Below are 21,258 nucleotides of genomic sequence, written 5' to 3'. Positions count from 1 at the left end.
TGGTTACCCCCCCTCACATCCGAAACGATTGATGAATGAACGCAGGCAGAGCCTTATGTTCTTCGGGTTTGGCCCCGTCCCCCTGGATCTCACAAACGAACCGATGCCGCTTGCGGTTGGGCGCAGTCAGTGTCTCGGTCAACCCTGGCACGAGGTCGGTGCATTGCTCGTAGGCGGTAGGGCCACTCCAGCTATCGGCCCTCACCATCTGACAATCCGTATGGGTCGCATCAATGCACAGATAAAGCAGCAGGAACACAGTCATACACCAACCTCCTGCTGAGCCACGCTTAGCGCAATCGCCACCGGCTGCACCCAAATCGACACGTTGCTGAGCATGAACGTCTCGCCAGCCTCGGAAAGCAGCAGCGTCACGCCGAACACGTCGGCCATGGCCCTCGCCGCTGCACGCGGAACCGCGTTGCCGATCCGCTCCCGATGGTGGCCGTCGTTGATGCCGTCCAGCCGGAAAACTCCCGCCTGCTCGATCTTGCGAACCCGCTGCATCCGCTCGATCTCTTTTGCGGTCTGCGGATCTGCTGACCAGTGATCCTCTGGATCAAACAGCGATTGCAGCGCAGCCAGCTCAAGGGTGGTGAACGGGCGATGCCAAGTACCGTCCAAGCTGGTGATCATGCAGGTCAGCCGGTCGTTTGGCGCCGGCATGCGCTGATCAGCAACCGACCACCGTCCATTGTCGTGGCAGGCACTGGCGGAAACGGCGCCGGCCGGGGTGTTGTAGTCGACTACACCGTAATGCCCGCCTGTCAGGTACGCATCGCCCTTGCTGCGCGACATGCCTGGGCGCGGATCTGCGATCGATAGTGCCCCGCTGGCAACCTGTTGGGAGCCGGTTACTGTCTTGGCACTCTCGCACCAGGGCGTGATCCGCAGCTTTTGAGTGCTGGCGTTCGGGTGCCAGTTTTTGTATGCGGGATCTGCCACAGCAAAAGCGCCTTGCCCGGTCGTGCTGCCGGCGATGACGGTGCCGGCCGGCTTGCTGTAGTCGGTGACCAGGTACTTTCCGAAGCCCTTGGACGGTTGTCGAGGGTCGGCCACGGCCTGCCCGCCGGAGCTGGGACCATGCCCTGCGGTGACAGTGCCGGCGGCTTGGTCGTTGCGAATTACCCGGAATACGTTGTTGTGCCGTTCGCCGCCCATGCGTGGGTCTGCAACGCTGAACGTCCCTTGCCCTGGGCTGCGTTGGCCGGTGACCACGCCGCAGTGGCGGTTGTAGGGCAGTACGCCGTATTGGGTGTATTCGAATTTGCTGGTCGGACGCGGATCTGCCACGGAGAATTTGCCGTTCATGGGGCGGCTCGCACCTGCGACCACGCCGGCTGTATCGCCCCAATCGACAACTCCGAGCACGCCATTGTGATATTCCGGCACGATCACAAAGTCGCGCAGGTGACCGTCCTCGATCGCAAACCGGCTCAGACTGCGCCAATCCTTCCCAGCCTCAACCAGGGCCAGGCGCACCCACGTTTTCCACTGCAACGCAGGTACCCGGTGCATCGGCCCTGCCTGATCGATATCGCCGGCCAGCGGCATGCGGCTCAGCACGTCGCCGACGGCGCGCAGGCTGCGTTTTTCAGGTTCATACAGGAACGCTGGAACCTGCTCGACGTGCCTGGCCACCAGCAAGAAACGCTTGCGGCTCTGTGCCAGTCCGCCGATTTCGCCGCAGTCGTGGGTAGTTTCTGCCACCGCGTAGCCGTAGTGGCGGAGCAGCTTGGTGATCTGGTCCAGCAGGTAGCGGCCACGGGTAGCCAGGCGCGGCACGTTTTCGAACACGATCAACTTCACCGGGTTGTGCTTCCAGGCTTCGCACATCAACCACACACAGCGCAACGTCAGCTCATTGAGCGCCCGGTATTTGGGCGTCTGGCTCATCGTCTCGGACAGGAGCCCCGAGGCCCCTTTGCATGGGCTGCTGATGAACACCGCATCCGGGTCTTCGTTGCCGGCAGCGCGGCGCAGATCCTCGGCGGTTGCTTCTTTCCAACCGGCGGGCGGCTGATGGCCGTGGAATGCGGTGAACTGCTCGCGGGTGAACAGATCCATCAGCGTGCCAGGCACACCGGTCATCATTTGGAAGTCGCGCAAGCCGGCTGGGTCTACATCGACGCCGCCCAGGCAGCGCCATTCAGCTTGCATGGGGCCAAGGGCTGGTTTGGAGTCGCTAAAGCCCGCGGCACCGCTACCCAGGCCGCAGCAGAGGTGGAAGTGGGTGAGGGTGCGCTTAAGCATTGGACACCTCAATGGCTCTCAATTTTGCGAGGCGTGCGGTTTCGTACTCGCTGGCCAGTATCTCTACCGCGCCGTCAATCCACCCGCAGGATGGTTTCCCAGCCTCCACGTTGGCCAGGTGCTCGACTTCATTGATTTGAAAGCCCAGGTGAAAGTACGCGGTGCCGTCGAGTTCAAACTTGACCCCGCCGCTCATGAGCAAGTGGCCCGTGTTTACCCCCAACCGCTGCCAATATTCATGGGAACTGAGGCGTTTTGGGCAGTGCTCTGCCCACAAGGCAACCAGGCGTTCATGCTCAGCCCGAACTGCTGCGCGATCTTCCTTTGACATGCCTTTGGCAAGCTTGGCGGTGCTGCGCAGTGAGCGGTAGCCATAGTCGTCAGGGCGGCACCAGTGCGCATCCAGATCAGCACCACCTGTAATTTTCACTCCACCAGCAAAGTGGGAAGTGATGTCTCGCATTGGTGCGACCTTGCCACCGAAATGCACGCCCAGCGCGACCAGTAGAGCGCTAAAAGCATCCTTCATGACGTAATAGCTCCGAACAATTTCGACGGTCTCTGGCTCGCTGGACTTGTAGAAGAAGTCGGCCATGATCACTGCCCTCCCACAAGCATGCGCGTCAGTGGATTGGGTTCGCCGAACGGCATCAGCTTGTCGAGCGGTGTTGTGATGCTGCGACCGGTCGCGGTGCGCAAGGTGGCAACGCAACCATCAATCGCTTCGATCACGCCGGTACGAGCGCTGAGACGGAATTCCCTATAGCCACTGCTCATTGCGACGTAGCTGACCGTGTCGCCGATTGCTAGGGGTGTTGTGTTAGCCTCTGCGGTGCCGCCTTTGGGTTGATTCACTTGCATGGTGCTTCTCCTTTGGGTGGTCGGTGTCGAGGGGTTGCAGCCCCTCGGCACCACCTTCTTACTGGCTTGCGCCGGTTGGGTTTTGCTTCCGTACGAGGTGCAGCAGCAGGTTTTCAAATTCAACAACCTCATCTGTTGCCGATTGCCATTCCAGAACTGCCTGGATCTGATCCCGGCTGCACTCCAGCACCAGAATTTCTTTGTCGCCTACCGCACGAACCTCAAGGATCGCGAGCAGCCCCGCAGGGTCGTAGGCTTCGGCGTGAACGATCTTCCCGGACTCGTTGAACCAGTCCTTAAGCTCTTTCAGGTGCCGAAGACGGTTGGTCTCGCCCTGCTGGCCGTCACCGGTGATGACTTGTACGTGCATGGTGCTTCTCCTTTGGGTGAATGGTTTCTAGGGGTTGCAGCCCCTAAGCGCCCTGGAATACCCAGCAGCGAATGGTTTTCGATTTGTCGAACGCGTCCAGCACCCGCGCTGAATTGACGGGCTTATTCGACTCCAGAAACTTGGGTGACTTGCTGGTCTTGAGCAGGCGTTTCAGGTCGCTCAGCGGCGGTACCTGCTGCCGTTTATTGGCAGCCATTTCCACAAACTCGTTGAGGTTCACGGCAATCAGCCCGTCCCTGCGTGCATGGTTGAGCGCGCCTTTCTCGTCCATGCCGTTGAGGAAGTCGTACAAGTCCCAAAACTCGGTAACGGTTGGGTGGTCGGCGTTGATTGCCTGCTGCCGCTCCAGGGCCATGCGGCTGATTTCGGCGTGAGCGAGGGCTTTACGATGCTCGCCGAGGGGTACGACCCCGGCCAGTGCATCCACCAGGCTGCGCAGCTGGGCATGGTTCTTGGCGATACGTACGGTGCGCACGCCAGGTTGGGCCAGCAGCTCCTGTTCGTAGCCGGAGGTGTTTTCCTCCATCAGGCGCATGGTTTCGGTTTCGTGTTGCAGCGCCTTGACCAGGAACCCGCTGATGCTGTCCATCGGCATGCGCTCCAGCTGCTCGGCGTACTGCTTGGTCTCCGGCGTGTGGTGCTCGCGTGTCAGGTGGACATGGCAGATTCGCTGCAGGATTGGCTCTGATGCGTTCACCGGGTTGTTCTGCGCGATCAGCAGTGCGGCTCGGAACGGGGGTTCGTGGGTGTCGTTGCCGTTGTTTTTCACGCCGGTGGAGCGAACGCTGCGGCCGTTGTAGGCGGTTTTCAGTTCGTCCCAGTCGAAGTGTTTAACCGGCTGGCCTTCCTTTTGTTCACGTTCGGACTCGATCAGCACCACCGGCAAGTTGCTGACCTGCGAGAAGTTGCGTGCGCGGCTTGCAGCCGTCGCTTTGGACGGGTCAAAGCCTTCGTAATCAGTCCGTCCGACCGACTTCCACAGCAGCTCCACTAGCGTGGTTTTTCCCGAGCCTGCTTCACCCACCAGCTCCAGGAACATCAGTGACTTGTGGATCTGGCGGATTTGCTCGGCGTGCAACGCTCCCAGCCACCAGGCCAGCACCACCAGCCCCTGTACGCCAAAGCAGCGCCAGTAAATGTCGAACCAACCTTCGTTGTAGGCATTGAGGTCGGTGTTGATGTGCAGCACGGGCGACTGGCTTTGCGACTTGATGCTCAGCTTGCCCAGGTCAAAAAAGTCTTCCTTGTTGCGCACCTGCATCTTGCCGCCGTGAAAGGCCAGGTCGTTGAAGACATAAGCACCATGGTCGCGGCTGTAGCCGATCCATTCGATGGTATTGACGGCTTTCAGGCAATCGAGCTGAGGCGCCATAATCCGCTTCAGCTGCTGGGCGCTGCCCTCGAACCACGCGCCATTGGCGACGTTGAGCAGGCGATTCGCGAACTCGGGCGCTGACGTGAGTTGTTTGGCCGTGAACGTACTCTTGATGGCGGCGCCTTGCGGACGCTCGATGCGGAAGTAGTACCAGGCCTCGTCGGTCAGGTCGTTGCGCATGTAGTACAGCGCCTGGAAGTTGCAGTTGGCTATATTGGTTACTGAGCCGGCTTGGCGTAGCGCCTTGTAGCGCTTCTGTTCGTCGTTTAGCAGTTGGTCCTCATGACGGTCTGAACTCTCCAGATCGGCCTTCGCACGGTCGTATTTATCAAGGTCCAGTCGAAACCAGTACAGGCGCTTGCGGAATGAAAAATTGAATTCCTTGCGCTCGTCGCGCAGGTAGATGAGGAACCCCTTTTCTTCAGCCGAGTCAGCCAGCAGCAAATCGCCGTGGTGACGGGCTTCGTCCAGATCCTGCTCGATCCGCTCGGCGCGCTTGTCGTCGCCCTCGATCGGCTTCCACTTTAGGTGCAGGTCGTTCCAATCAACCTTTTTGCCATTGGGCTGCGGGATCACCGCTGCCTTGCAGATGAAGCCCAGGTCGGCGGCTTCCTTCGCCCAGCGGCGCATGTTGGCCTTGGCGACAGGCTCGTTATCCAATGCCCACACCAGCAGTGGTAGGCGCTTGTCAGCGTCGTGGCGCAGCTTGGCCAGAGCTTTCAGCGAGTCGATAGGGCAGGGAGCGCTGGACATCATAGACACCGCCGGCACGTCGTTGTGCAGCAATGCGATGGCGTCGAATATGCCCTCAGTGATGAACAGCTCGTCGACCTCCAGCAGGTCCAAGCTTGGAGGGCACCACCAGACACCTTTGTATCCAGTCAAGCCTTCACCGGTCGGGCGGAAACGCGCTTTCATCTTGCCGAAGCGGTCTGGTCGATCTATTAGACGTTCCCAGTACCCACCTTTTTCCAAAGCGAAGCGCACCGTGGCGCTGCCGATATTCAGCCGGCCATCCCAGTAGTTATCTTGGGAGAACCAACCAGCGATCAGCTCAAATTTAAAGCCGCGCGCAAACTCGAGGTAGGCGCGTGCAGTGGCAAGGGGGTTGTCTGGCGTCGACGGTGCGGTCTTGCTCCAGTCGTTGAACAGGTCGTCGTAGACGTCCTTCACGTGGACACGGTGGTCGCACTTTTCGGGCCGGCCGCAGATCAACGTCCAGGGCGAATCGTAAAAGGTGTACAGGGTCTTCTGGCCGCATGCCGGGCAAACACCCTTACGCATGTAATTGGTGTTTGCCATGTGCTTGAGCTGGTAGTCCCGCTCAATGCGTTGGATGACGTCGGCTCGCAGCCTTTGTTCCATTTCCATCGTGGCTTACTTCGCTTCGTCGAGACTGTGTTTAAGGGCGCCTATTAGGCTTTTTCGCGCTGCCAACCCAGGGAAGGCCACCAGCAACGAGCCGTGCCGCAAACCCTCGGGGATCATGCGAAAGCGGTCGTCATACCAATGCTCGTTGAACAGCAACGCGTACTGCGCACGCAGTTCAACAAGCAGTGCCTCGGCCTGGTCGCGGGGCAGTTTTGCGGTGATGGCTATGTCGATTTCCATGGTCCACCTCGGATTGCGGGCAAAGCTCACCCAAACCCATTGGGGATGGGGCAGGGCGGGGTTTAAAAGGGAGCGTTACTGAGGGTGTGGCTTTTGTACGGTGTTGCGCTGGTCGAGCAGTTTCTGTGGCAGAAACCGAGCCGGGATGGGGAAGCATTGACCCGCAAGGACGTCTACCAGGTGGACACGGGTGCTGTCCTTCCCACTAGCCCAGTCAACGCCAATCCAGCGACGCTTCTTGATCACCTGCAATTCAGTCCAGGCGTTGTGGACCAACTTGGGTGCCATGAACGCCGGAACTTCCAATGCAAGTGTTAGGTGGCGAATGCAGCGATCAAACAGCAGATCGGAATCCATCAGGTGTTCTGCCTCATGGCGTTGCAAGTAGGTGAAAGCAGCGTGTTGCATGCTGCTGCGGTAGTCATGAGTCTGTTGATCAAGGTTCATCACGCACGCTCCATTTCGAGTTGGTCCAGCAGATCGGGTTGATCGGTTTTTGCAGCAAGGTTTCGACGTGCAAGCAAACGCACTTTCGTGGGTGCCATTGGCAGGACCGTCAGGGGTTGGTCGATACCGGATGGGCTGAGCTGATATTCCCAAACCAACGAGCCGGAGAACGTGGCGCCGCACAGCAGGTTGGTGCATTCCGAATACATCGATCTGAAACAAGGTGTCTGCCCTTCGGAGGTGCGAATACGCATCGAGCTGCTGCAGCAAGGGCAGACCAGTTTGTAAGTACTCACTAAACAGCTCCCTGGCTGTACAGCTGGATGGTCGCGAACACCTCGGCGTAGCGAGCTGACATATAGGTGATCAGGGCGGCGATGATCGCGTCGGCCTCACGCTTTTCGATAACACCGTCATCCAGCGCCGCAGACATGATCTGGTCGACCTTGCCCCTCTTGGCAGAGGCCTTTAGCGATCGGCTATACAGCTCTACGTTGTCGAGCGTTTCCGGCAGGCTCAGCGGCACGAACATGCCGCCGTACATTGAAGCGATGTAATCAGCCAGATACGTGGTGCCGGCGACTTGCTCCAGCCGGCGGATGTGTTCGTCGGCCAGCGGGCGACTGCCGGCGTTCTCGTAGGCCTGGTTGTCGAACTTCTTGAGCGGCATGCCGAGATCTGCCGAGGCGTATTCCCGACCGCCTGGGTAGGATCCAATGACGGCCATAACGACGCTCTTTCTGCTGTCTAGAACTGGGCGTTTCATCTTCTGGTTTCCCCTTGGAGCCAGAGGCCCTAATTTGCAATCTCGCCGTCTTTGATGCCGAGCAATACCGCCGCCCGGTGTGCTTCGCCACGACGACCTTTCTTGCGGCCGTTTAGCAGGTCACTGACCAAATTTCTGTTCAACTCATATGTACGGCAGAACTCAGCAATGCTGACGCCCTTGCGGTCAAGAGCCGCGCGGGCTTGCTCGGGTGTCAAAGGGGCGGGCATAGTGTTCATGTGTGTTCGTTCGTGTTTGTGTGAGGGCATTCTTGAACAGAAAAATATACAAGTCAATAAGGATTGCGCATAAAAATGTACATTTCTGATGGGGTGAGTGATCGCCTAAAAGAAGAGCGCGACCGTTTGGGCCTTAGTCAAACCGATTTCGGGGTGTTGGGAGGTGTCAGCCGAGGGACACAGAAAGCGTACGAACAGGGCGCAAATTCGCCAGATTTGCGATACCTGGCTGCTCTTGAGAGGGCAGGCGTGGACATTCAGTACGTGCTGACAGGCGTGAAGGCCTTCCTGTCGAAAAGTGGAATTGACAGTGCTGAGTCTCGAATCCTAGAAAACTACCGATCTTTATCCGATGGCGATAAAGCATCCGTCCAGAGGCTGACCAGCGCTTTAGCAGTCTCTACTACTAATTAACCTTTTGTCTCGTTCTAGGCCAGCGGGGGTCATTCGACCTTTGTTTCTATGGTCTACGTCGACTTATTTGTCTGTCAAAGCGCTCGCTGTCTTTATTGTATAGAGGGGGTGGTGGCACACCAGAATATGCTGAGAATCGCTCGTTCGCCGGGTGTTTTTGACGGCACTACCGATAGTGCCGGGCGCCCGTTACGTGTTGTAAAGGGAGTAGAACATGTTGGTGAACAGCGATGCAGAGAGCAATCAAACCGCAAGCGGTGAAGACCAGCGTGTTACGCACGCCGAGCATCACTTAGTGAAGGTGTTCAGGCAGTTGAGCGAGGAACACCAGAACGACATGCTGCGCTTTATTGACGCACTCTTGAACGCTCAGTAGGAGGGAAAGCTCGGTTCGCCGGGCTTTTTAATTAGGCAGCTGCGGCCAGTGTGAGGCTCGCGCTATTGCCGAATCAGTGATTGCCAAATAGCCTATGTGCAACACAACAGATGCAATGGTCTCAAGGAATGATCCATAGAGGGAATGCTGTGAAAACTGACGTACTGATCGGAGCCTGCACCAGCCTGATTCTGTTTGCGCTCTCCACAAACGCCCTGGCTGAACCCTGCGATAATGTTCTCGCTGCGCTGCAGCAGGAACGTCACCTGTCCCAAGTCAAACAAACGGAAGGCAAGCAAACCACCGAGTACCGTGATGGCCCAAACATCGTGTTGTCCCTCAGCTGCGCCGTGGGAACTCCCAATGTTGCTGTCACCTGGGATGGCCCGGCCCCGGATCAAGCGTTCTACGATCTGGTCGGCCGCACCGGCAGTCTGGTCTCAAAACGCTCTGCTGCTGACGTTGTGAAAGCATCCCAGCAATGCCGCCAACAAGCACTGAAAGACGAAAGCGAGATCGCCACTGTTGAACAAAAAGGCCTAGCTATCGAATGCCAAGCCTTTGCCCGTGACGGTGGTGGCACGACAATTACTGTGTTTGCTGATTAGCCTTCCTACACTCGGGCTCCGCCCCCGGCATAGCCTCCCTCTTCGGATTTCGCCGCCTGTAACCGTTTCCACTCCCGATCCACCGCCCGCTTTGCCGTTGTCTGGTTGGCATACAGCCAAAGTAGGCGGCGGGGCTTCGCCTGGTCGCCGGCGGTCATGGTCCTCTCTTTCCCGGTTTTCTCGTCGCGGTAGTAGGCGATGATGCCGGTGTAATTCAGTTTGTTATCTTCAGCCAAGTCATCGACTGTATCTTCTGGCAGTTTGCTTTCCAGCTCCAGGCTCATGGTGTAGCCGTTGTCCGGGCTGAGGTTGTGCTGCACGTTGCCCCCGTACCAGATGATTTCGTCAATTTCAGCCTTCACGCCCTGCAGCGTGTAGGTCAGTTCCGGGATCAGATCGGGTCGGCCAACCGCCAGGGTATAGCTGAGCGTGGCGCTGCCACGGCGCAGGCGGTTGAATTCCGCCCGCGCTGCGCGTAGGGCCGACTGTTTGTCGCTGTAGGTGTGGCGCAGGTCTTTGAGGTTTTCGCCGCCGCCAGCAATGGTTTCCTGTTTCTTGGCGCTGTTCACGTCATAGAAGTAGGCGCGTACCCCGTCGTAGCTGTCGCGATCGGCGAGCAAATAGCGGTGTTGGTCGCCATCGGCACGGGTGAGGGTTATGTGGGGCAGGTCCAGGCCGCTGACGGCCTTACCGCCACCGGCAGGCATACATAACAGGCACCCGGCCTTGACACTGGCTACGGCGTCGAACTCTTCGCCTAGGCGGCTGATCAGGTTGGCGTCGGACTCATTGGCCTGATCCAGTTGCAGGATGGGCAGTCCGTCGAGCGCACCGGCAATAGTTGCGGTGAGGCCGTTGCCTATGGCGATATCGCCCAGGACGTCACCGAGGGTCGTATTGCTCCAGCTGCGCTCGCGTTTGGTTTTCAGCCCCTTGCGCAGATCTGCCGACCGGGCACGAATGCTCAACACGTCCGGGGCGCCGCTGTGTTCGGTCTCGTCGACGGTGTAAATGCCTTTGTCGACCAGGCCGGTGTCGCTCCAGCCCAGCCATAACCGTACCACCGCGCCTTTGGGTGGAATCGACAGCAAACCGTCGTGGTCGCTGAGGCTGATACTGAGCTGGTCGGCTTCGATACCGCGGTTGTCGGTCAGTTCCAGGCTCATCAGCCGGGGGCTGATGATCTGGGCGATGTCGTTGCCGTCGACGGTCAGGCGGAAGGCCGGTACCGGATATGCCGCGTCGCGCTTGTAGCGATCGACGGTATCCTTCAGAAACCCGGTCACGCGGGAAAGGGCGGCTTCGATCATATCAATCCACGCAGGATGTTCACGCCGACGGCAGTGCCTGCGCCGAGCAGGTCAATCCGGTCATCGTCGATACGAGTGAGGGCGAGGTTGAACTCAATACGCCGAGGCGTCCCGTCGCGAAAGAAAAAGGTCTTGGTTTCTCCCAGGCTTTCGATCACCCACAGGCCGTAGATACGGCCACTTCCTTCGACCATGGGCCAAGCCTTACCGGTGTTTGCCATCAGCCGAATGGTGTCCAAGCTAAGAGTGGTACCTGCCAGTTCCGGGAGGAGGATGCCTGGCAGCGTGATGGTGTCGTCGCCACGCCCAAGAAACTGCCGCGCAGGTGCTGCACCGATTCGGCTATTGCTGGCATGGCGCCAGTTGGTTTGACGTTGCAGTTCCTGGTAGGCGGCGGTCGTGAGACTGAAAACAAACATGCCAAGGGCGAGCATCATGTGGCATTACTCCAGATCAGACAGTCTGCTGCGCCCGCGGGCACTTTTCTCGCTAGCGATGCGGGCCAGCTCGGCGCGCACGGCCCTGGCAATCGCTTGTGCATCGTCCCCTGATGCTGGTTGGATGTTGATTTCATAATGATCATGGCTGTCATAACTGGGCGCCGCGAGCTGATTAATAGGGGGGCGTTCATCGATCGCGATTGCGGGCGTCGCCACCGTTCCCAGCGCCAACGTGCCGGCGGTGATGAACTGCTTGCCGAAGTTGATCAAGGCTGTGAGAGGATTTTCCTCAAGCGGTGCTGGAGCCTGTGCAATGGCGGGTAATGAAGGAGTGAAGGGCCTGTCTGCAGAGTGCAATTGCGCGTATGGCTTCTTTTCTACCGCGATTGAAGGTGCCGCTGCCGTTCCCGGTGTCCGCGTACCGGAATTGATGAACTGCTTGCCAAAGTTGATCAAGGCTGTGAGAGGGTTTTCCCCAAGCGGTGCTTGAGACTGTGCAGTGGTGGGTAATGAAGGTATGACGGGCCTGTCTGCAGAGTGCAAGTGCGCGTATGGCTTCTTTTCGACCGCGATTGAAGGTGCCGCTGCCGTTCCCGGTGCCCGCGTACCGGAATTGATGAACTGCTTGCCAAAGTTGATCAAGGCTGTGAGAGGGTTTTCCCCAAGCGGTGCTTGAGACTGTGCAGTAGTGGGCACGGAAGGAATCAACGGCCTGTCCAGCGCGAATTCTCTGGCGTCGCTGAGGCGTACGTCTGAAGCCGGATTACTATCACCGCTCGGAGTGGCGATCAGAGGGGCCGGGAACGCGGGTACTGGCAATGACAGCTGTCCCGCTTGAGTGATCTGCTTGCTGAGGTCGTTGATCGCCCCGAGTGGGCCTTTTTCGCCGGCTTCCAACCCTCGGGTCAATCCAGCCATAGTAAAGCCGCCCAGCTCCGCAAACACCCGCGACGGACTGTGAATGCCGAGCTTTTCCTTGAACCATCCAATGGTCGAGTCGCCGATCGAGACGATGGTGTCCTTAACCAGGCCCATGCCGGAAATCAGGCCATTGACCAGCCCGTTGACGATCATGCTGCCGAATTCGGTAAAGCGCGAGGGGAGTTCAATGCCCAAGTAACTCAGCACCCCGGCAAAGGCTTGGTACACCAGTCCGAGCGGGCTGAAGTTCACCAGCGTGGCGATGATACTGCCGATGCCACCGTCAAACCCGGCTTTGATCTCTGTCCAGGCATTGCTGAAATACAGCTTCACCGCGTCCCAGTTCCGATAAATCAGGTAGGCGCCACCAGCGATCGCGGCGACAACAGCGGCGATGATCAGAACAATCGGATTCGCTGCCAAGCCCCACAGGGCCATGCCTACCGTCCGAATTGCGGTGAGCAACGCCCCGCCCATAGTCATGGCCAGCAAGCGAATGCCGTGCATCAGCATAGGAAAGGCGTTTCTGGCGAGGCCAACCAACGTCGGGAACAGTCGCTGGGTTACTGCGATAATCCCCGCGCTTTTGAGGCCGAACAAGCCCATGCCGTAACTTACCACTGCGAAGGGGCCGATCAAGCTCGCCAGGGTCAAGGCCAGCGCGCCAAAGACACCGGCCAGCACACCGACAACCATCAGGGTTTTAACCATGACAGCGGCAGCTGCTGGGTTCTCTTTCATCCAGGCGGTAACGCCTTTAATCGCTTCGGTGATGCTTTTCAGCGCTTCGACATAGGTTGGCAGAATCGCCGCGCTCATCTCTCGGTAAGCATTGGCTTTCTGAGCGAGCAGCTCCAGCTCGACACCCTGGGCGGTGTTCATACCCTTGTCGTAAAGCTGGTCGATGCCGTCGGCGCCGGCATTGAGCTTGGCGTTTTTGTGAATTTGCTCGCGTTGCAAATACATCTGCGCGAATAAGTTGGATGCGGTGCGGTTGGAGAAGATGCTGCCAATGCTATCCAGTACCTGCTTTTTTTCCGTGATGCCTTTGGCGGCGAGCTGCGGCAGCAGGATTTTTTCCATCCATTCAAACTGGTTTTCCCTGAACAGCTCGCTGCCCTTGATTGCGCCGACATCGAGAAAGGCAATTTGTCCAGCCTTGTCGTGCTTGACCTTGGCCGGATCGACCAACCCCAAGTTCTCCAGATTATTGGCTGCACGCTTAGTAGTTTTGCCCTGGTAGATGTTGGAGTAGGCGCTCATCATCGCCGTACCAACGCGGTGACCTCCCATTTCCTGCACCAGAGGTTCCATCTGGTAATAGAACGCCTCGTCCTTGATGCCTTTGGCCGCAACGCCACCGGTCTTGATCACGTTCAGCCATTCGTTCGGCCCTACACGGCCACCCGTGGCGGTGAGGATGCGTTGCACGATGTCGGCTTGTTTGATGAACGCCTCTTTGCTTGCCAAGCCACCACGAAGCTCGATTACCTTGAGCATGTCCATGAACTTGCGTTCGTTCTCGGAGCCTTCCTCCTCGCCGTACATGGCGTGGTTCGCGAACTTCATTTTTGCCAAAGTCGGGGCAACCATTTCGGCTTCATGCTCATCTGCGAACACCGTCATTGCGTCCCGTACCAACGTCAGGTTTTCCGTAACGCTGGTACCGTAGGTCTTCATGCGCTTGGCAAACTCGATTGCTTTGCCTGTGTCTTCTTTGCCCAGGCCCAGGGCGGCGACGCGGTTCTCTTCAAGTGCGAACTGCTTGCCTTCCTGCAAGGGGGCGTACAGACCATGGCCGATGGCATAGCCGGTACCCATACCAGCAGCGCCGGCCATCGCAGCATTCCCAGCGAACTGTTTGCGTCCGCTGTAAGTGCTTTCGAGTCGTGCTCTTGCCTTTGCCATTCGTTCCTGGGTGGCGTTCAACGCACGCAGGCGCCGGCCTTGCTCGCTGATGCTGTTATTCGTGGAGCTGATCTGCTCGCGCAGCTGACGTTCGTGGGTACTGAGGTTCTTGGTGCTGATGCCTGCGTCGGAGAGCTTGGAGCGTAATCGCTGAAGCTGCTCGCTTTGCTGTTGATGTTCTTGTTTCAGGCGCTGTGCTTCGCGCACCGCAGCGCGGACGTCCCTGGTCATGGCCTTGGTGGGCACGCCGGCCGCGGCGAATTGCTGGCTGAGGGCTTTAACCCGTTCGCGGGCTGCATCAAGGGATTGCTTGGTTTCGTCAGCAGCAGTCTTCTGGGAGCGCCAGGCGCTCACGTCTTTCTGCTGGGTGTTGAGTTCCTTCAGGCGATCACGGGCGGCCTTGAGGGCGCGGGCGGTTTCAGTGCTGGCCCCGGAGATTTTCTTCAAGGGGCCAGTGGCTTTGTCGATGGCGTCAAGCAACACGCGCAGTCTTAAATCATTCGCCATCGACACTGCTCCGAATTCGCGCCCGTTCGCGCCAGTCCATCAATTCCTGCAGGCCCAGCTGATTCATGTCAGCCGGTGCCCAGTGAAAAACTACAGCCAGGTCGGCCATGGCGTCCTCTACGCAACGAGGGATGCATCCGTTTTCACCGACTTCTGCAACAAAAAACCGATGACCTTGCTACCGATTGCTACCAGGTCAGCGGGGTCGAGGCCGGCCGCTTCAACTGCGGTAATGCCCGGGTTGCTGATGCGTGGGATTACCTTGATCAGGCTGGCGACATCCAGATTCAGAAGGTCGGACAGGCTCACACCGCGCAACTCGCCGGAGTTCGGCTTGCGCAAGGTGATGGTGTCGATAGTGGTAGTGCCTCGACGGATCGGCGTATCGAGGATGACGGTGTTGTCGTCGGCCAGCGGCTGAACGTCTGGCTGGTCGGCTGCTGCTGCTTTGTCTGTCATTGGAAAAACTCCTGGTGAAGGTTACGGGTGATTGGGCGTTTGGATCAGATGCCTAGCGCGGTGCGCTGTTTGGCGAGCATGTCGACGCCATTGACCTTCTCGATGAAATTGAGCAGGTCGATTTCGATGATTTCGGTGCCGTCCACGGTCAGCTTGTAGTAGGTGCAGGTGGTTTTGATGGTGTGTTCGGTGTCTTCGCCAGCCTTGGCTTCGCCCATCTCGATGTTTTCATGACGTCCACGCACGACAACTTCCACCGTGCTGACTTCGTCGGTGTCGTCCTGCTGAAAAGGCCCGGAGAAACGCAAAGCCACGGCCGAGGCATTCACCGCACCGAACTGTTTCAAGGAGATAAGATCGATGCCACCGGTCTTCCACTCGAACTGGATGCCGTCGTCGGCCATGCCCAGGTCTACTTTGACCGGGCCGTTCATGCCGCCGCCGCGATAGGCTTCCATCTTGCGGCCGAGCGGGGGCAGGGTGACGGACTTCACCACGCCCAGGTAGTTGTTGCCGTCGTTGAACAGGTTGAGGTTCTTGAGTTTGCGAGGCAGGGCCATGGCAGTGTTCTCCGGGATACGGGTTCAGGGTGAACTCCCCTTGCGGGGAGGCCCGGTTTAGCTGTTGATGCCTTTGGCGAATTCGATCAGGTAACGGTCGGTAATTCGCTGGCGGAAGGTGAGGTCTTCAAGCGGCGGTACGGGGGTGTAGTCGTAGTCGACCCAGAGCTTGCCGTCCTTGAGGGTATCCTTGGTGTTGATGTCATCCGGGTACCAGCAGCTCCCGCCGATCAGGTAGCCCTGCGAAACCAGCTCGCGCATCTTGGCGTTAACACCTTCGACCAGGTCGCGCACCAGGGAGGCATGCATCGGGCGATCAACGGCCCACATGTGCGCCTCTGCCATGGTGTCGGCAATGATCTGCGCGGTGCGGGTGTAGTTCTCGAAAGCGAACTGCGGATCGTCGCTACAGGTGCGGCTGCCCCAGAAGCGAAAACCGTTGGCGTTGATCAGAGTGGTGACGTCGTTGCTGTTGAGATAGTTGGCATCGGTGGCCGGGTTTTGCAGATCCCAGAACACATCGGCGCTGATGCCGGTGACGCCGCTTACGGCGACGTTGGAAAGGGTTTTATGCCAGCCGGTCTCTTGATCGATCTTGGCGCGCAGGCCCAACGCGCGGGAAACAGCTGATGCCTTGGTGGTCTTGTCGGTGGCGGTGTCCCAGCTGAGAAAGTCAGGCCAGATGACCATCATTTCGCGGGCACCGAAGTTTTCACGGTAGGCGACCACTTCTTCCTTGGTTTTGCAGCTCCAAGCACTGACGTAGGCGAAAGCGCGTAGGTCTTTGGCGATGGCACCCAATGCGGTGGCCACCGGCAAACTATCCAGGCCTGGTACACCGAGAATGCGCGGTGTCATGCCTACGTGGGCCTTCGCGGCGAGCAGGGCTTTCATGCCGGTGTATTTGCCATCGGCAGTGGTGGTGCCAATCAGCGCGGTTGTGGTGGCCGCTTCGTCGGCACCTTCCTTGACCCGCACCACGATGACGTAGGGCTTTGTCTGGTCGGCGATGCCTTGCAGGCTGGCTGCCAGAGTGCCCTTGATGCCAGCCTTGCCGACAGCGGTTTGTACGTTGGTGATCAGGACTGGAGTGTCCAGCGGGAAAACAGTGGCATCCGCATCTTCAGCTGTGCAAACCATGCCGATAACTGCGGTGGGGATAGTACGAATGGGGCGGGAGCCGTCGTTGAGTTCGATGACCCGCACGCCGTGTAGAAAGTCGGCCATGGGTTGTGCCTGCGCTGTGATGGAATGACAGTGCACAGGCTGCCGCGCGCGCGCCGGTTGGGCGAGCGGCGGGACTTGTAGGAGAGAGCATTACAGGCGTGAGTGGCGATTGCCACCTGAAAGGGTGTTATTGAAACTGGTCTGCCAACCATTTTGGCGCTGGCGGCCGATGTTCGCTCAACGGGAATTCACCCGTTTCCGGCCAAGCGCGTAGTTGGCGACGATAGCCTTGTAGCTCAGCGTATTGCTCGGTCGTGAGAGAGGTCGTGTTGCCATCCTCCAGTTCGTCCCGGTGGCGTGTCACGACGCTATCGGTAACAGCTAGTTGTGAGTCGCGCCATGCGCGCTCAACCATCGCGAGCTGCTCGGGAGACGGTGCAGGGGCTTCCTTCAAGAACGGATAGTCGCCATCCCCCCAGGTTATGACCTTACCTTCTCCTTGTCCCGCCAGAAGCTCTGCATGCGCTTCAGGGGTGATTTCCACAACATCGGCCGGTATAACTTCGTTGAATGCCGGATCGTAAAAGAAACCGGTTTGCTTGGAAGCGAACATAAATTCCCCCTCTAAAATATCTAAATGCCTTTGGCAAAATAGGTGCTTGCTTGCGTGGCGACACTCATTGACGAATTCCAGAATCTGACCTGACCAGCAGATTCATTGTAGGAATTAATCCCAGGACTACCGGCCTGCGACGCGCCCGCTCCCGCCACAATCGCCAGCGGGCCATTGGGGAATTTGATCGGGTAATTGATCAGGACCGAACCACCAGCAGGAATGGGAGGAACGATGCCCCATTGCTCGATATGACCGGAAGGCAGTTTCTGATAGCCGTTCGCCGTAAGACGTGCGGAGAAACCTGGCGAATACTTAAGCGAGGCGTCCCCACCATCAAAACTCCAGCCGCTCCCCCCTAACAGTCGGCGGAATACACCCAGGGAGCCGACAGGGATGAAAAATGGCCCTGGCTCAGTAATCGTATTCGTCAGGGTGTCCCCCGTCGCAGCGACCACCCAGACACCGCCAGACAAAGAGCTGCCGATCGTAATCAATGACGCAGCCGCAACACTCGACGCTGGGGGTAAAGCAACCGTCGAAAGTTGCGCGAAGTTGCTCAGCCTCCCGACGTCGGCAGCGGTTAAAGCGGTGTCGCCCGTGTAGTTCGTTTGCCCTGCATAACTGCCAAGAGCACGCTGCACATGCTCAGTAGTCGCTAACCGCTTGCTGATATCGAACTGAGCCGGGGTTGGTGCGGTTGGAGACCCCAGAAGCGCCGGAGAATTGATCGGCGCAAAACCTTGAGTCACGTTCTGGAACGTCAATGGCGTGGTGCCCAGAACGATCACACCATCCGTGATCAACTGCCAGCGCGTATCGGCCAAAGTGGCGCCTTGCTCGACCGACACCAGAAGCGCCGACGTAACCTCTGCATTGCTGTCGGCATCTTCCGAGCGCTTCCATACGGCAGCCGCAGCGATGTATAGGCCGTTGTCCTTGGCGACAGCCTGGTTTTTTACCAGCACGCGATCCCCGGCAACCAACACAACACCGTCGATGGTCTGTAGACCCGCCAGGGCGATGTTGGCCGTTGTGGCCACGCGTACCGATTGTTTGTTGTCGAGCTTGTACAGCTCTTCCATGATCCGCAGATCGACGTACTCGCGGGTTGCCAGCACCACCGCCGGGTCAATCTTGAGCGTGATGTTGCCGGTACTGGCAACGATGAAGTTCATCCGCACGACTTGAGTACGCCCAGAGCCTTGCGACAGCGCCGGCTTGTAGCTAGGCGCGCAGTTCGCCACGGCCACCAGGTCACCGTCCGCGTCGTAGAGTCCGATCTCACGGATCCAGCGTCCGCCTTCATCGGCCGGAATGATTTGTTCAGCAATGATCACCGCCGCGTTGACCGGATCTACCCGCAACTGATTCAGCGGTCGTCGGCGCCACTCGTTGATAAGTCGAGTTTGCAGCTCGTTCGGAATGGGATCAGTGCCATTGGCATCGCCCACGCCCATCTCGGTGAGTTTCCATGGCACGCCGAGCGCGTCAGCGTTCGCTTGCTTGGCTCTCCCCACGGCAGTAAGGATCGCGAAAAACTGAGAGTTCGCATCAATCATGATAAATGTCCAAGGTGTCTATGGAGTGTTCGCGCCCAACGATGCCTATGGTCCCGGTGACTTCGATGTCACGCATGACCGGTGGGTAAATGTCGATTTCGTCGCCTTCGTACAAGGCAACACAAATGTTCAAAACCCCTTGTGTTTCGAGGCTGATTGCCAGGCCTGTCAGATGTCGGGTTACCGGCCTTGCGTCATCGATCAGCCAGGTGAGTTCTTGATACATCTCTTCGGTGATCCCGGTCTCGAGTACTCCTACCTTGATGGCGAAAGTACCCGGCACGCCCTGCGGGGTGGTCTGCCACCACTCCAGCACCTCAATCAGGTAGCCCAGCGGCTCTACGACGCGGCGCAGTGCACCGATGGTGCCCTTGCGTGAATGGATGTAGTGGGATGAGCGGATGGCGGCGCGCTTGGCAGCCTCCGTCCATTTACTATCCCAGCGGTCGACCGAAAAGGCCCAGGCCAGGTACGGCAGAAGATCGACGGGGCAGGTGTCCGGGTTGCAGAGCTGACGCAGGGGGATCGGTACGTACTGGATCTGTGCGAGCGCCTGTGCTGCTTGGCGCTCCAGCGGCGTGGAGTTCCCCGGCAGCAACTGCTGGGCGCCCATTATTCGGCACCTCGCGTGACGGTGACTTTGGTGCAGAAGGGCGCCTGGGCTTTGGTCGCGACGATATCGACCCAGCCTTCCAGCTCGACCTTGCGCACGCCCTCAACATGAGCAGCGGCGTGCAAGGCAGACTCCGACACTTCCATGCCGAGCCGGCGGCGCTGATGGACGTAGGCAAGCAACCGTTTTTCAGAGGCGGCAAGAATTGGTTCAGATTCAGGTCCGCTGGATAAGAGGTAGAGCTTTGCCTTCACCTCGTACTTAAGGATTTGCGCGCCTTGGACGGTCAAGCGGTCCGCCACTGGCCGGCGATCATCGTCGCTGAGGTAAGCATTGACGCTGGCGAGCAAGTCAGGGGAGGCCGTGCCATCGCCAAGCAGCGATTGTATGGTGACCACGGCCACGGCAGGCGAGGGGCTTTCGGCCGTAGCGTCAGCAACCCGGCCATCTGCTGCCCTGGCGTGGAAAATGTAGCTGTTGCGCGGACCGGCGGTGCTCAATCCTTCCCAGGCCATTTGCGCTCGCTCGCGCAGGCTGTCGTCGCTCTCCATTAACCTTGGAACGGGAGGCACTGCCGAAGGCTTGCCTTCCTGTATGACCAGTCGCTTGACGTTGTAGTTAGCCGCCAATTGCTCCAGATCGGCACCGCGTGCGGTGGCGAGCAGGTTCGCCAGTGATGCTTCATTGACCCGCTGACGCCAGACCGTCTCACGGTAAGCGTTCTCTTGCAGCAGCTTGGTCAGTGGTTCTGACTCTATATCGAGGCGCGCAGCGATTTCGGCCTGTTCCGCTGCCGGCCATAGGCTGATCATGTAGGCCTTGCGTTCGGCCAGGATTATTTCAAAGTCGATCTGCTCGACGATTTGCGGCGGTGGGAGCTGGCTGAGGTCGATGGCAGCAAAGCTGTTCATACACTGCCCCCCATTTGCAACGGTAGGCTGAGGCTCAACGCTTCGTTGGTGTCGACCACGCTGCACTCCAGCTCAATTACGGCCTGGCCTTGAAGGCTTGCACCGGTGAATTGCACGCGGCTCAGGCTGATGCGGGTTTCCCAGCGCATCAGCGCCATGACGGTGGCGGCGTAAACCCTTAACCGGGTGACGTCGTTAAAGGGGTGGTCCACCAGCTCGGGCAGCAGGCTGCCATATTCGCGGCGCATCACTCGGGTCCCAATTCGCGTGGTCAGGATATCGGTGATGCACTGGCTGATATGGGCGCGTTTGTCGATGGCGCCGCCGGTTTGTCGGTTCATGTTGGGATAGGCCCCCCGGACTGATCGCCACCGGACTTGACGCCTGTGTGCGGGTGTTTGACCAGACTGACGCCGGCCGCGACTACGTCAATCGAGACGGTGACCTTGCCGGTGACGGTCTGATTACCGGTCTGGGTGTAGTCACCTTGGTGTGTGATGTCGCCAACCAGGTTTATGCCGCCCTTGCTGATCAGGTTGGTGGTACCGCCCTCGGTCAGGGTGGCGTTGAGGTGATGGGCGATGCTGTCGTACTCGATCACCGTGCCATCGGCGTAGGTGCGGCGGTGCAGGCCCGCGCGGTTGCCGTTGGCCGGGATGTGGTCGCTGAATAAGCCTGTCACAGCAACACCATTGGCGAGCTGGCCGGACGGACTGAACAGCATGACTTGTTCACCCTCGGTCGGCGGGTCCCACACTTGATCGGCTCCGGCACGTTGGGCGATCCAAGGCAGCCAGGCAGTGGTCAGTTCCCCGGTTTTTACCTTCACACGGGGAGGCTCCATCTGCACGGCGGCGATGACGCCGAAGCGGATGAGGTTTTCAAGCATGCGGGCGAAGGCGGCGAAGTCGTTCATGGCGCCGATGGTGGCGCCTCTCGCGTGGGG

27 protein-coding genes are annotated in these 21,258 nt (G+C 58.8%); 3 read left to right on the top strand and 24 right to left on the bottom strand.

The genetic code is table 11. The features are described 5' to 3' along the window. Nucleotides 1-13: 13 nt before the first annotated feature. The 11 genes from A7J50_RS22040 to A7J50_RS21990 all read right to left on the bottom strand — a co-directional run bounded on the left by A7J50_RS22040 (nt 14) and on the right by A7J50_RS21990 (nt 7,934). On the bottom strand, nt 14-265 hold the full coding sequence (locus tag A7J50_RS22040) for a hypothetical protein (RefSeq protein ID WP_064453712.1): 252 nt from the start codon (nt 263-265) through the stop codon (nt 14-16). Beyond that, nucleotides 262-2,253: a DNA cytosine methyltransferase gene (locus A7J50_RS22035; protein ID WP_064453711.1), complete on the bottom strand. Its 1,992-nt coding sequence runs from the start codon at nt 2,251-2,253 to the stop codon at nt 262-264. The genes A7J50_RS22040 and A7J50_RS22035 overlap by 4 nt, the downstream gene beginning before the upstream one ends. Continuing rightward, complete coding sequence (locus tag A7J50_RS22030) at nt 2,246-2,848, bottom strand: hypothetical protein (protein ID WP_064453710.1); 603 nt, start codon at nt 2,846-2,848, stop codon at nt 2,246-2,248. Before A7J50_RS22030 ends, A7J50_RS22035 begins: the two co-directional genes overlap by 8 nt. A gap of 2 nt (nt 2,849-2,850) precedes the next feature. After that, a complete protein-coding gene (locus A7J50_RS22025) occupies nt 2,851-3,114 on the bottom strand; it encodes a hypothetical protein (RefSeq protein WP_064453709.1) in 264 nt (87 codons plus the stop codon). A 58-nt stretch (nt 3,115-3,172) separates the two neighbouring features. After that, nucleotides 3,173-3,484, bottom strand: coding sequence for a hypothetical protein (locus tag A7J50_RS22020; RefSeq protein ID WP_064453708.1), 312 nt, complete (start codon nt 3,482-3,484; stop codon nt 3,173-3,175). Between the two features lie 43 nt (nt 3,485-3,527). Beyond that, a complete protein-coding gene (locus A7J50_RS22015) occupies nt 3,528-6,245 on the bottom strand; it encodes a toprim domain-containing protein (protein WP_064453707.1) in 2,718 nt (905 codons plus the stop codon). 12 nt (nt 6,246-6,257) lie between these two features. Continuing rightward, a complete protein-coding gene (locus tag A7J50_RS22010; protein WP_064453706.1) occupies nt 6,258-6,491 on the bottom strand; it encodes a hypothetical protein in 234 nt (77 codons plus the stop codon). Nucleotides 6,492-6,566: 75 nt separating this feature from the next. Then, on the bottom strand, nt 6,567-6,938 hold the full coding sequence (locus tag A7J50_RS22005; RefSeq protein WP_064453705.1) for a hypothetical protein: 372 nt from the start codon (nt 6,936-6,938) through the stop codon (nt 6,567-6,569). Further along, nucleotides 6,938-7,234 (bottom strand): ogr/Delta-like zinc finger family protein, encoded by a 297-nt coding sequence (locus A7J50_RS22000; RefSeq protein ID WP_082895938.1) that lies wholly within the window; start codon nt 7,232-7,234, stop codon nt 6,938-6,940. The genes A7J50_RS22005 and A7J50_RS22000 overlap by 1 nt, the downstream gene beginning before the upstream one ends. Next, nucleotides 7,234-7,704 (bottom strand): YmfL family putative regulatory protein, encoded by a 471-nt coding sequence (locus A7J50_RS21995; protein WP_064453704.1) that lies wholly within the window; start codon nt 7,702-7,704, stop codon nt 7,234-7,236. Before A7J50_RS21995 ends, A7J50_RS22000 begins: the two co-directional genes overlap by 1 nt. 29 nt (nt 7,705-7,733) lie before the next feature. Next, nucleotides 7,734-7,934, bottom strand: coding sequence for a DNA-binding protein (locus tag A7J50_RS21990; RefSeq protein ID WP_064453703.1), 201 nt, complete (start codon nt 7,932-7,934; stop codon nt 7,734-7,736). An 84-nt stretch (nt 7,935-8,018) separates the two neighbouring features. Here A7J50_RS21990 and A7J50_RS21985 point away from each other — a divergent pair, with 84 nt between their 5' ends. The 3 genes from A7J50_RS21985 to A7J50_RS21980 all read left to right on the top strand — a co-directional run bounded on the left by A7J50_RS21985 (nt 8,019) and on the right by A7J50_RS21980 (nt 9,341). Continuing rightward, nucleotides 8,019-8,357, top strand: a complete 339-nt coding sequence (locus tag A7J50_RS21985; RefSeq protein ID WP_064453702.1) for a helix-turn-helix domain-containing protein — start codon at nt 8,019-8,021, stop codon at nt 8,355-8,357. A gap of 214 nt (nt 8,358-8,571) precedes the next feature. Then, nucleotides 8,572-8,733 (top strand): hypothetical protein, encoded by a 162-nt coding sequence (locus A7J50_RS31465; protein WP_156526302.1) that lies wholly within the window; start codon nt 8,572-8,574, stop codon nt 8,731-8,733. Nucleotides 8,734-8,882: 149 nt separating this feature from the next. Next, on the top strand, nt 8,883-9,341 hold the full coding sequence (locus A7J50_RS21980; RefSeq protein ID WP_064453701.1) for a hypothetical protein: 459 nt from the start codon (nt 8,883-8,885) through the stop codon (nt 9,339-9,341). A 5-nt stretch (nt 9,342-9,346) separates the two neighbouring features. Here A7J50_RS21980 and A7J50_RS21975 read toward each other — a convergent pair whose 3' ends face one another. From A7J50_RS21975 to A7J50_RS21920, 13 genes are all read right to left on the bottom strand, one after another. After that, entirely contained in the window at nt 9,347-10,651 is a 1,305-nt protein-coding gene (locus A7J50_RS21975) for a phage late control D family protein (RefSeq protein ID WP_064453700.1), read from the bottom strand. Then, a complete protein-coding gene (locus A7J50_RS21970) occupies nt 10,648-11,088 on the bottom strand; it encodes a phage tail protein (protein WP_064453699.1) in 441 nt (146 codons plus the stop codon). The genes A7J50_RS21975 and A7J50_RS21970 overlap by 4 nt, the downstream gene beginning before the upstream one ends. Before the next feature lie 6 nt (nt 11,089-11,094). Then, entirely contained in the window at nt 11,095-14,427 is a 3,333-nt protein-coding gene (locus tag A7J50_RS21965; protein WP_064453698.1) for a phage tail tape measure protein, read from the bottom strand. Further along, nucleotides 14,417-14,536: a GpE family phage tail protein gene (locus A7J50_RS30905; RefSeq protein ID WP_082895937.1), complete on the bottom strand. Its 120-nt coding sequence runs from the start codon at nt 14,534-14,536 to the stop codon at nt 14,417-14,419. Before A7J50_RS30905 ends, A7J50_RS21965 begins: the two co-directional genes overlap by 11 nt. 8 nt (nt 14,537-14,544) lie before the next feature. Beyond that, the gene (locus tag A7J50_RS21960) at nt 14,545-14,886 is read right to left on the bottom strand and encodes a phage tail assembly protein (protein ID WP_064453697.1); all 342 of its coding nucleotides are present in this window, start codon (nt 14,884-14,886) and stop codon (nt 14,545-14,547) included. Nucleotides 14,887-14,930: 44 nt separating this feature from the next. Further along, nucleotides 14,931-15,446: a phage major tail tube protein gene (locus tag A7J50_RS21955; protein WP_064453696.1), complete on the bottom strand. Its 516-nt coding sequence runs from the start codon at nt 15,444-15,446 to the stop codon at nt 14,931-14,933. A 57-nt stretch (nt 15,447-15,503) separates the two neighbouring features. Beyond that, nucleotides 15,504-16,673: a phage tail sheath protein gene (locus A7J50_RS21950; protein ID WP_064453695.1), complete on the bottom strand. Its 1,170-nt coding sequence runs from the start codon at nt 16,671-16,673 to the stop codon at nt 15,504-15,506. Between the two features lie 127 nt (nt 16,674-16,800). Further along, nucleotides 16,801-17,226 (bottom strand): tail fiber assembly protein, encoded by a 426-nt coding sequence (locus A7J50_RS21945; RefSeq protein WP_064453694.1) that lies wholly within the window; start codon nt 17,224-17,226, stop codon nt 16,801-16,803. A 20-nt stretch (nt 17,227-17,246) separates the two neighbouring features. After that, nucleotides 17,247-18,788 carry a phage tail protein gene (locus tag A7J50_RS21940; protein ID WP_064453693.1) on the bottom strand — a complete coding sequence of 514 codons (1,542 nt, stop codon included), beginning with the start codon at nt 18,786-18,788 and terminating at the stop codon, nt 17,247-17,249. Beyond that, entirely contained in the window at nt 18,781-19,401 is a 621-nt protein-coding gene (locus A7J50_RS21935) for a phage tail protein I (protein ID WP_064453692.1), read from the bottom strand. Before A7J50_RS21935 ends, A7J50_RS21940 begins: the two co-directional genes overlap by 8 nt. Next, complete coding sequence (locus A7J50_RS21930; RefSeq protein ID WP_064453691.1) at nt 19,401-20,312, bottom strand: baseplate assembly protein; 912 nt, start codon at nt 20,310-20,312, stop codon at nt 19,401-19,403. Before A7J50_RS21930 ends, A7J50_RS21935 begins: the two co-directional genes overlap by 1 nt. Continuing rightward, nucleotides 20,309-20,653: a GPW/gp25 family protein gene (locus A7J50_RS21925; protein WP_064453690.1), complete on the bottom strand. Its 345-nt coding sequence runs from the start codon at nt 20,651-20,653 to the stop codon at nt 20,309-20,311. Before A7J50_RS21925 ends, A7J50_RS21930 begins: the two co-directional genes overlap by 4 nt. Next, nucleotides 20,650-21,228, bottom strand: coding sequence for a phage baseplate assembly protein V (locus A7J50_RS21920; protein ID WP_064453689.1), 579 nt, complete (start codon nt 21,226-21,228; stop codon nt 20,650-20,652). Before A7J50_RS21920 ends, A7J50_RS21925 begins: the two co-directional genes overlap by 4 nt. Nucleotides 21,229-21,258: the final 30 nt, after the last annotated feature.

It is taken from the genome of Pseudomonas antarctica, from assembly GCF_001647715.1.
In the GTDB taxonomy this organism is placed as follows: Bacteria; Pseudomonadota; Gammaproteobacteria; order Pseudomonadales; family Pseudomonadaceae; genus Aquipseudomonas; species Aquipseudomonas antarctica_A.
This window is presented reverse-complemented; position numbering and strand designations above follow the sequence as displayed.

Coding starts and splice junctions, on each gene's coding strand:
- A7J50_RS22010 (WP_064453706.1), bottom strand. CDS start 6,491: ATGGAAATCGACATAGCCATCACCGCAAAACTGCCCCGCGACCAGGCC.
- A7J50_RS21960 (WP_064453697.1), bottom strand. CDS start 14,886: ATGACAGACAAAGCAGCAGCAGCCGACCAGCCAGACGTTCAGCCGCTG.
- A7J50_RS22040 (WP_064453712.1), bottom strand. CDS start 265: ATGACTGTGTTCCTGCTGCTTTATCTGTGCATTGATGCGACCCATACG.
- A7J50_RS22015 (WP_064453707.1), bottom strand. CDS start 6,245: ATGGAACAAAGGCTGCGAGCCGACGTCATCCAACGCATTGAGCGGGAC.
- A7J50_RS21945 (WP_064453694.1), bottom strand. CDS start 17,226: ATGTTCGCTTCCAAGCAAACCGGTTTCTTTTACGATCCGGCATTCAAC.
- A7J50_RS21955 (WP_064453696.1), bottom strand. CDS start 15,446: ATGGCCCTGCCTCGCAAACTCAAGAACCTCAACCTGTTCAACGACGGC.
- A7J50_RS22020 (WP_064453708.1), bottom strand. CDS start 3,484: ATGCACGTACAAGTCATCACCGGTGACGGCCAGCAGGGCGAGACCAAC.
- A7J50_RS22025 (WP_064453709.1), bottom strand. CDS start 3,114: ATGCAAGTGAATCAACCCAAAGGCGGCACCGCAGAGGCTAACACAACA.
- A7J50_RS21940 (WP_064453693.1), bottom strand. CDS start 18,788: ATGATTGATGCGAACTCTCAGTTTTTCGCGATCCTTACTGCCGTGGGG.
- A7J50_RS21975 (WP_064453700.1), bottom strand. CDS start 10,651: ATGATCGAAGCCGCCCTTTCCCGCGTGACCGGGTTTCTGAAGGATACC.
- A7J50_RS21950 (WP_064453695.1), bottom strand. CDS start 16,673: ATGGCCGACTTTCTACACGGCGTGCGGGTCATCGAACTCAACGACGGC.
- A7J50_RS22035 (WP_064453711.1), bottom strand. CDS start 2,253: ATGCTTAAGCGCACCCTCACCCACTTCCACCTCTGCTGCGGCCTGGGT.
- A7J50_RS21925 (WP_064453690.1), bottom strand. CDS start 20,653: ATGAACCGACAAACCGGCGGCGCCATCGACAAACGCGCCCATATCAGC.
- A7J50_RS21970 (WP_064453699.1), bottom strand. CDS start 11,088: ATGATGCTCGCCCTTGGCATGTTTGTTTTCAGTCTCACGACCGCCGCC.
- A7J50_RS21920 (WP_064453689.1), bottom strand. CDS start 21,228: ATGAACGACTTCGCCGCCTTCGCCCGCATGCTTGAAAACCTCATCCGC.
- A7J50_RS22030 (WP_064453710.1), bottom strand. CDS start 2,848: ATGGCCGACTTCTTCTACAAGTCCAGCGAGCCAGAGACCGTCGAAATT.
- A7J50_RS30905 (WP_082895937.1), bottom strand. CDS start 14,536: ATGGCCGACCTGGCTGTAGTTTTTCACTGGGCACCGGCTGACATGAAT.
- A7J50_RS22005 (WP_064453705.1), bottom strand. CDS start 6,938: ATGAACCTTGATCAACAGACTCATGACTACCGCAGCAGCATGCAACAC.
- A7J50_RS21995 (WP_064453704.1), bottom strand. CDS start 7,704: ATGAAACGCCCAGTTCTAGACAGCAGAAAGAGCGTCGTTATGGCCGTC.
- A7J50_RS31465 (WP_156526302.1), top strand. CDS start 8,572: ATGTTGGTGAACAGCGATGCAGAGAGCAATCAAACCGCAAGCGGTGAA.
- A7J50_RS21965 (WP_064453698.1), bottom strand. CDS start 14,427: ATGGCGAATGATTTAAGACTGCGCGTGTTGCTTGACGCCATCGACAAA.
- A7J50_RS21930 (WP_064453691.1), bottom strand. CDS start 20,312: ATGAACAGCTTTGCTGCCATCGACCTCAGCCAGCTCCCACCGCCGCAA.
- A7J50_RS21990 (WP_064453703.1), bottom strand. CDS start 7,934: ATGCCCGCCCCTTTGACACCCGAGCAAGCCCGCGCGGCTCTTGACCGC.
- A7J50_RS21985 (WP_064453702.1), top strand. CDS start 8,019: ATGTACATTTCTGATGGGGTGAGTGATCGCCTAAAAGAAGAGCGCGAC.
- A7J50_RS21935 (WP_064453692.1), bottom strand. CDS start 19,401: ATGGGCGCCCAGCAGTTGCTGCCGGGGAACTCCACGCCGCTGGAGCGC.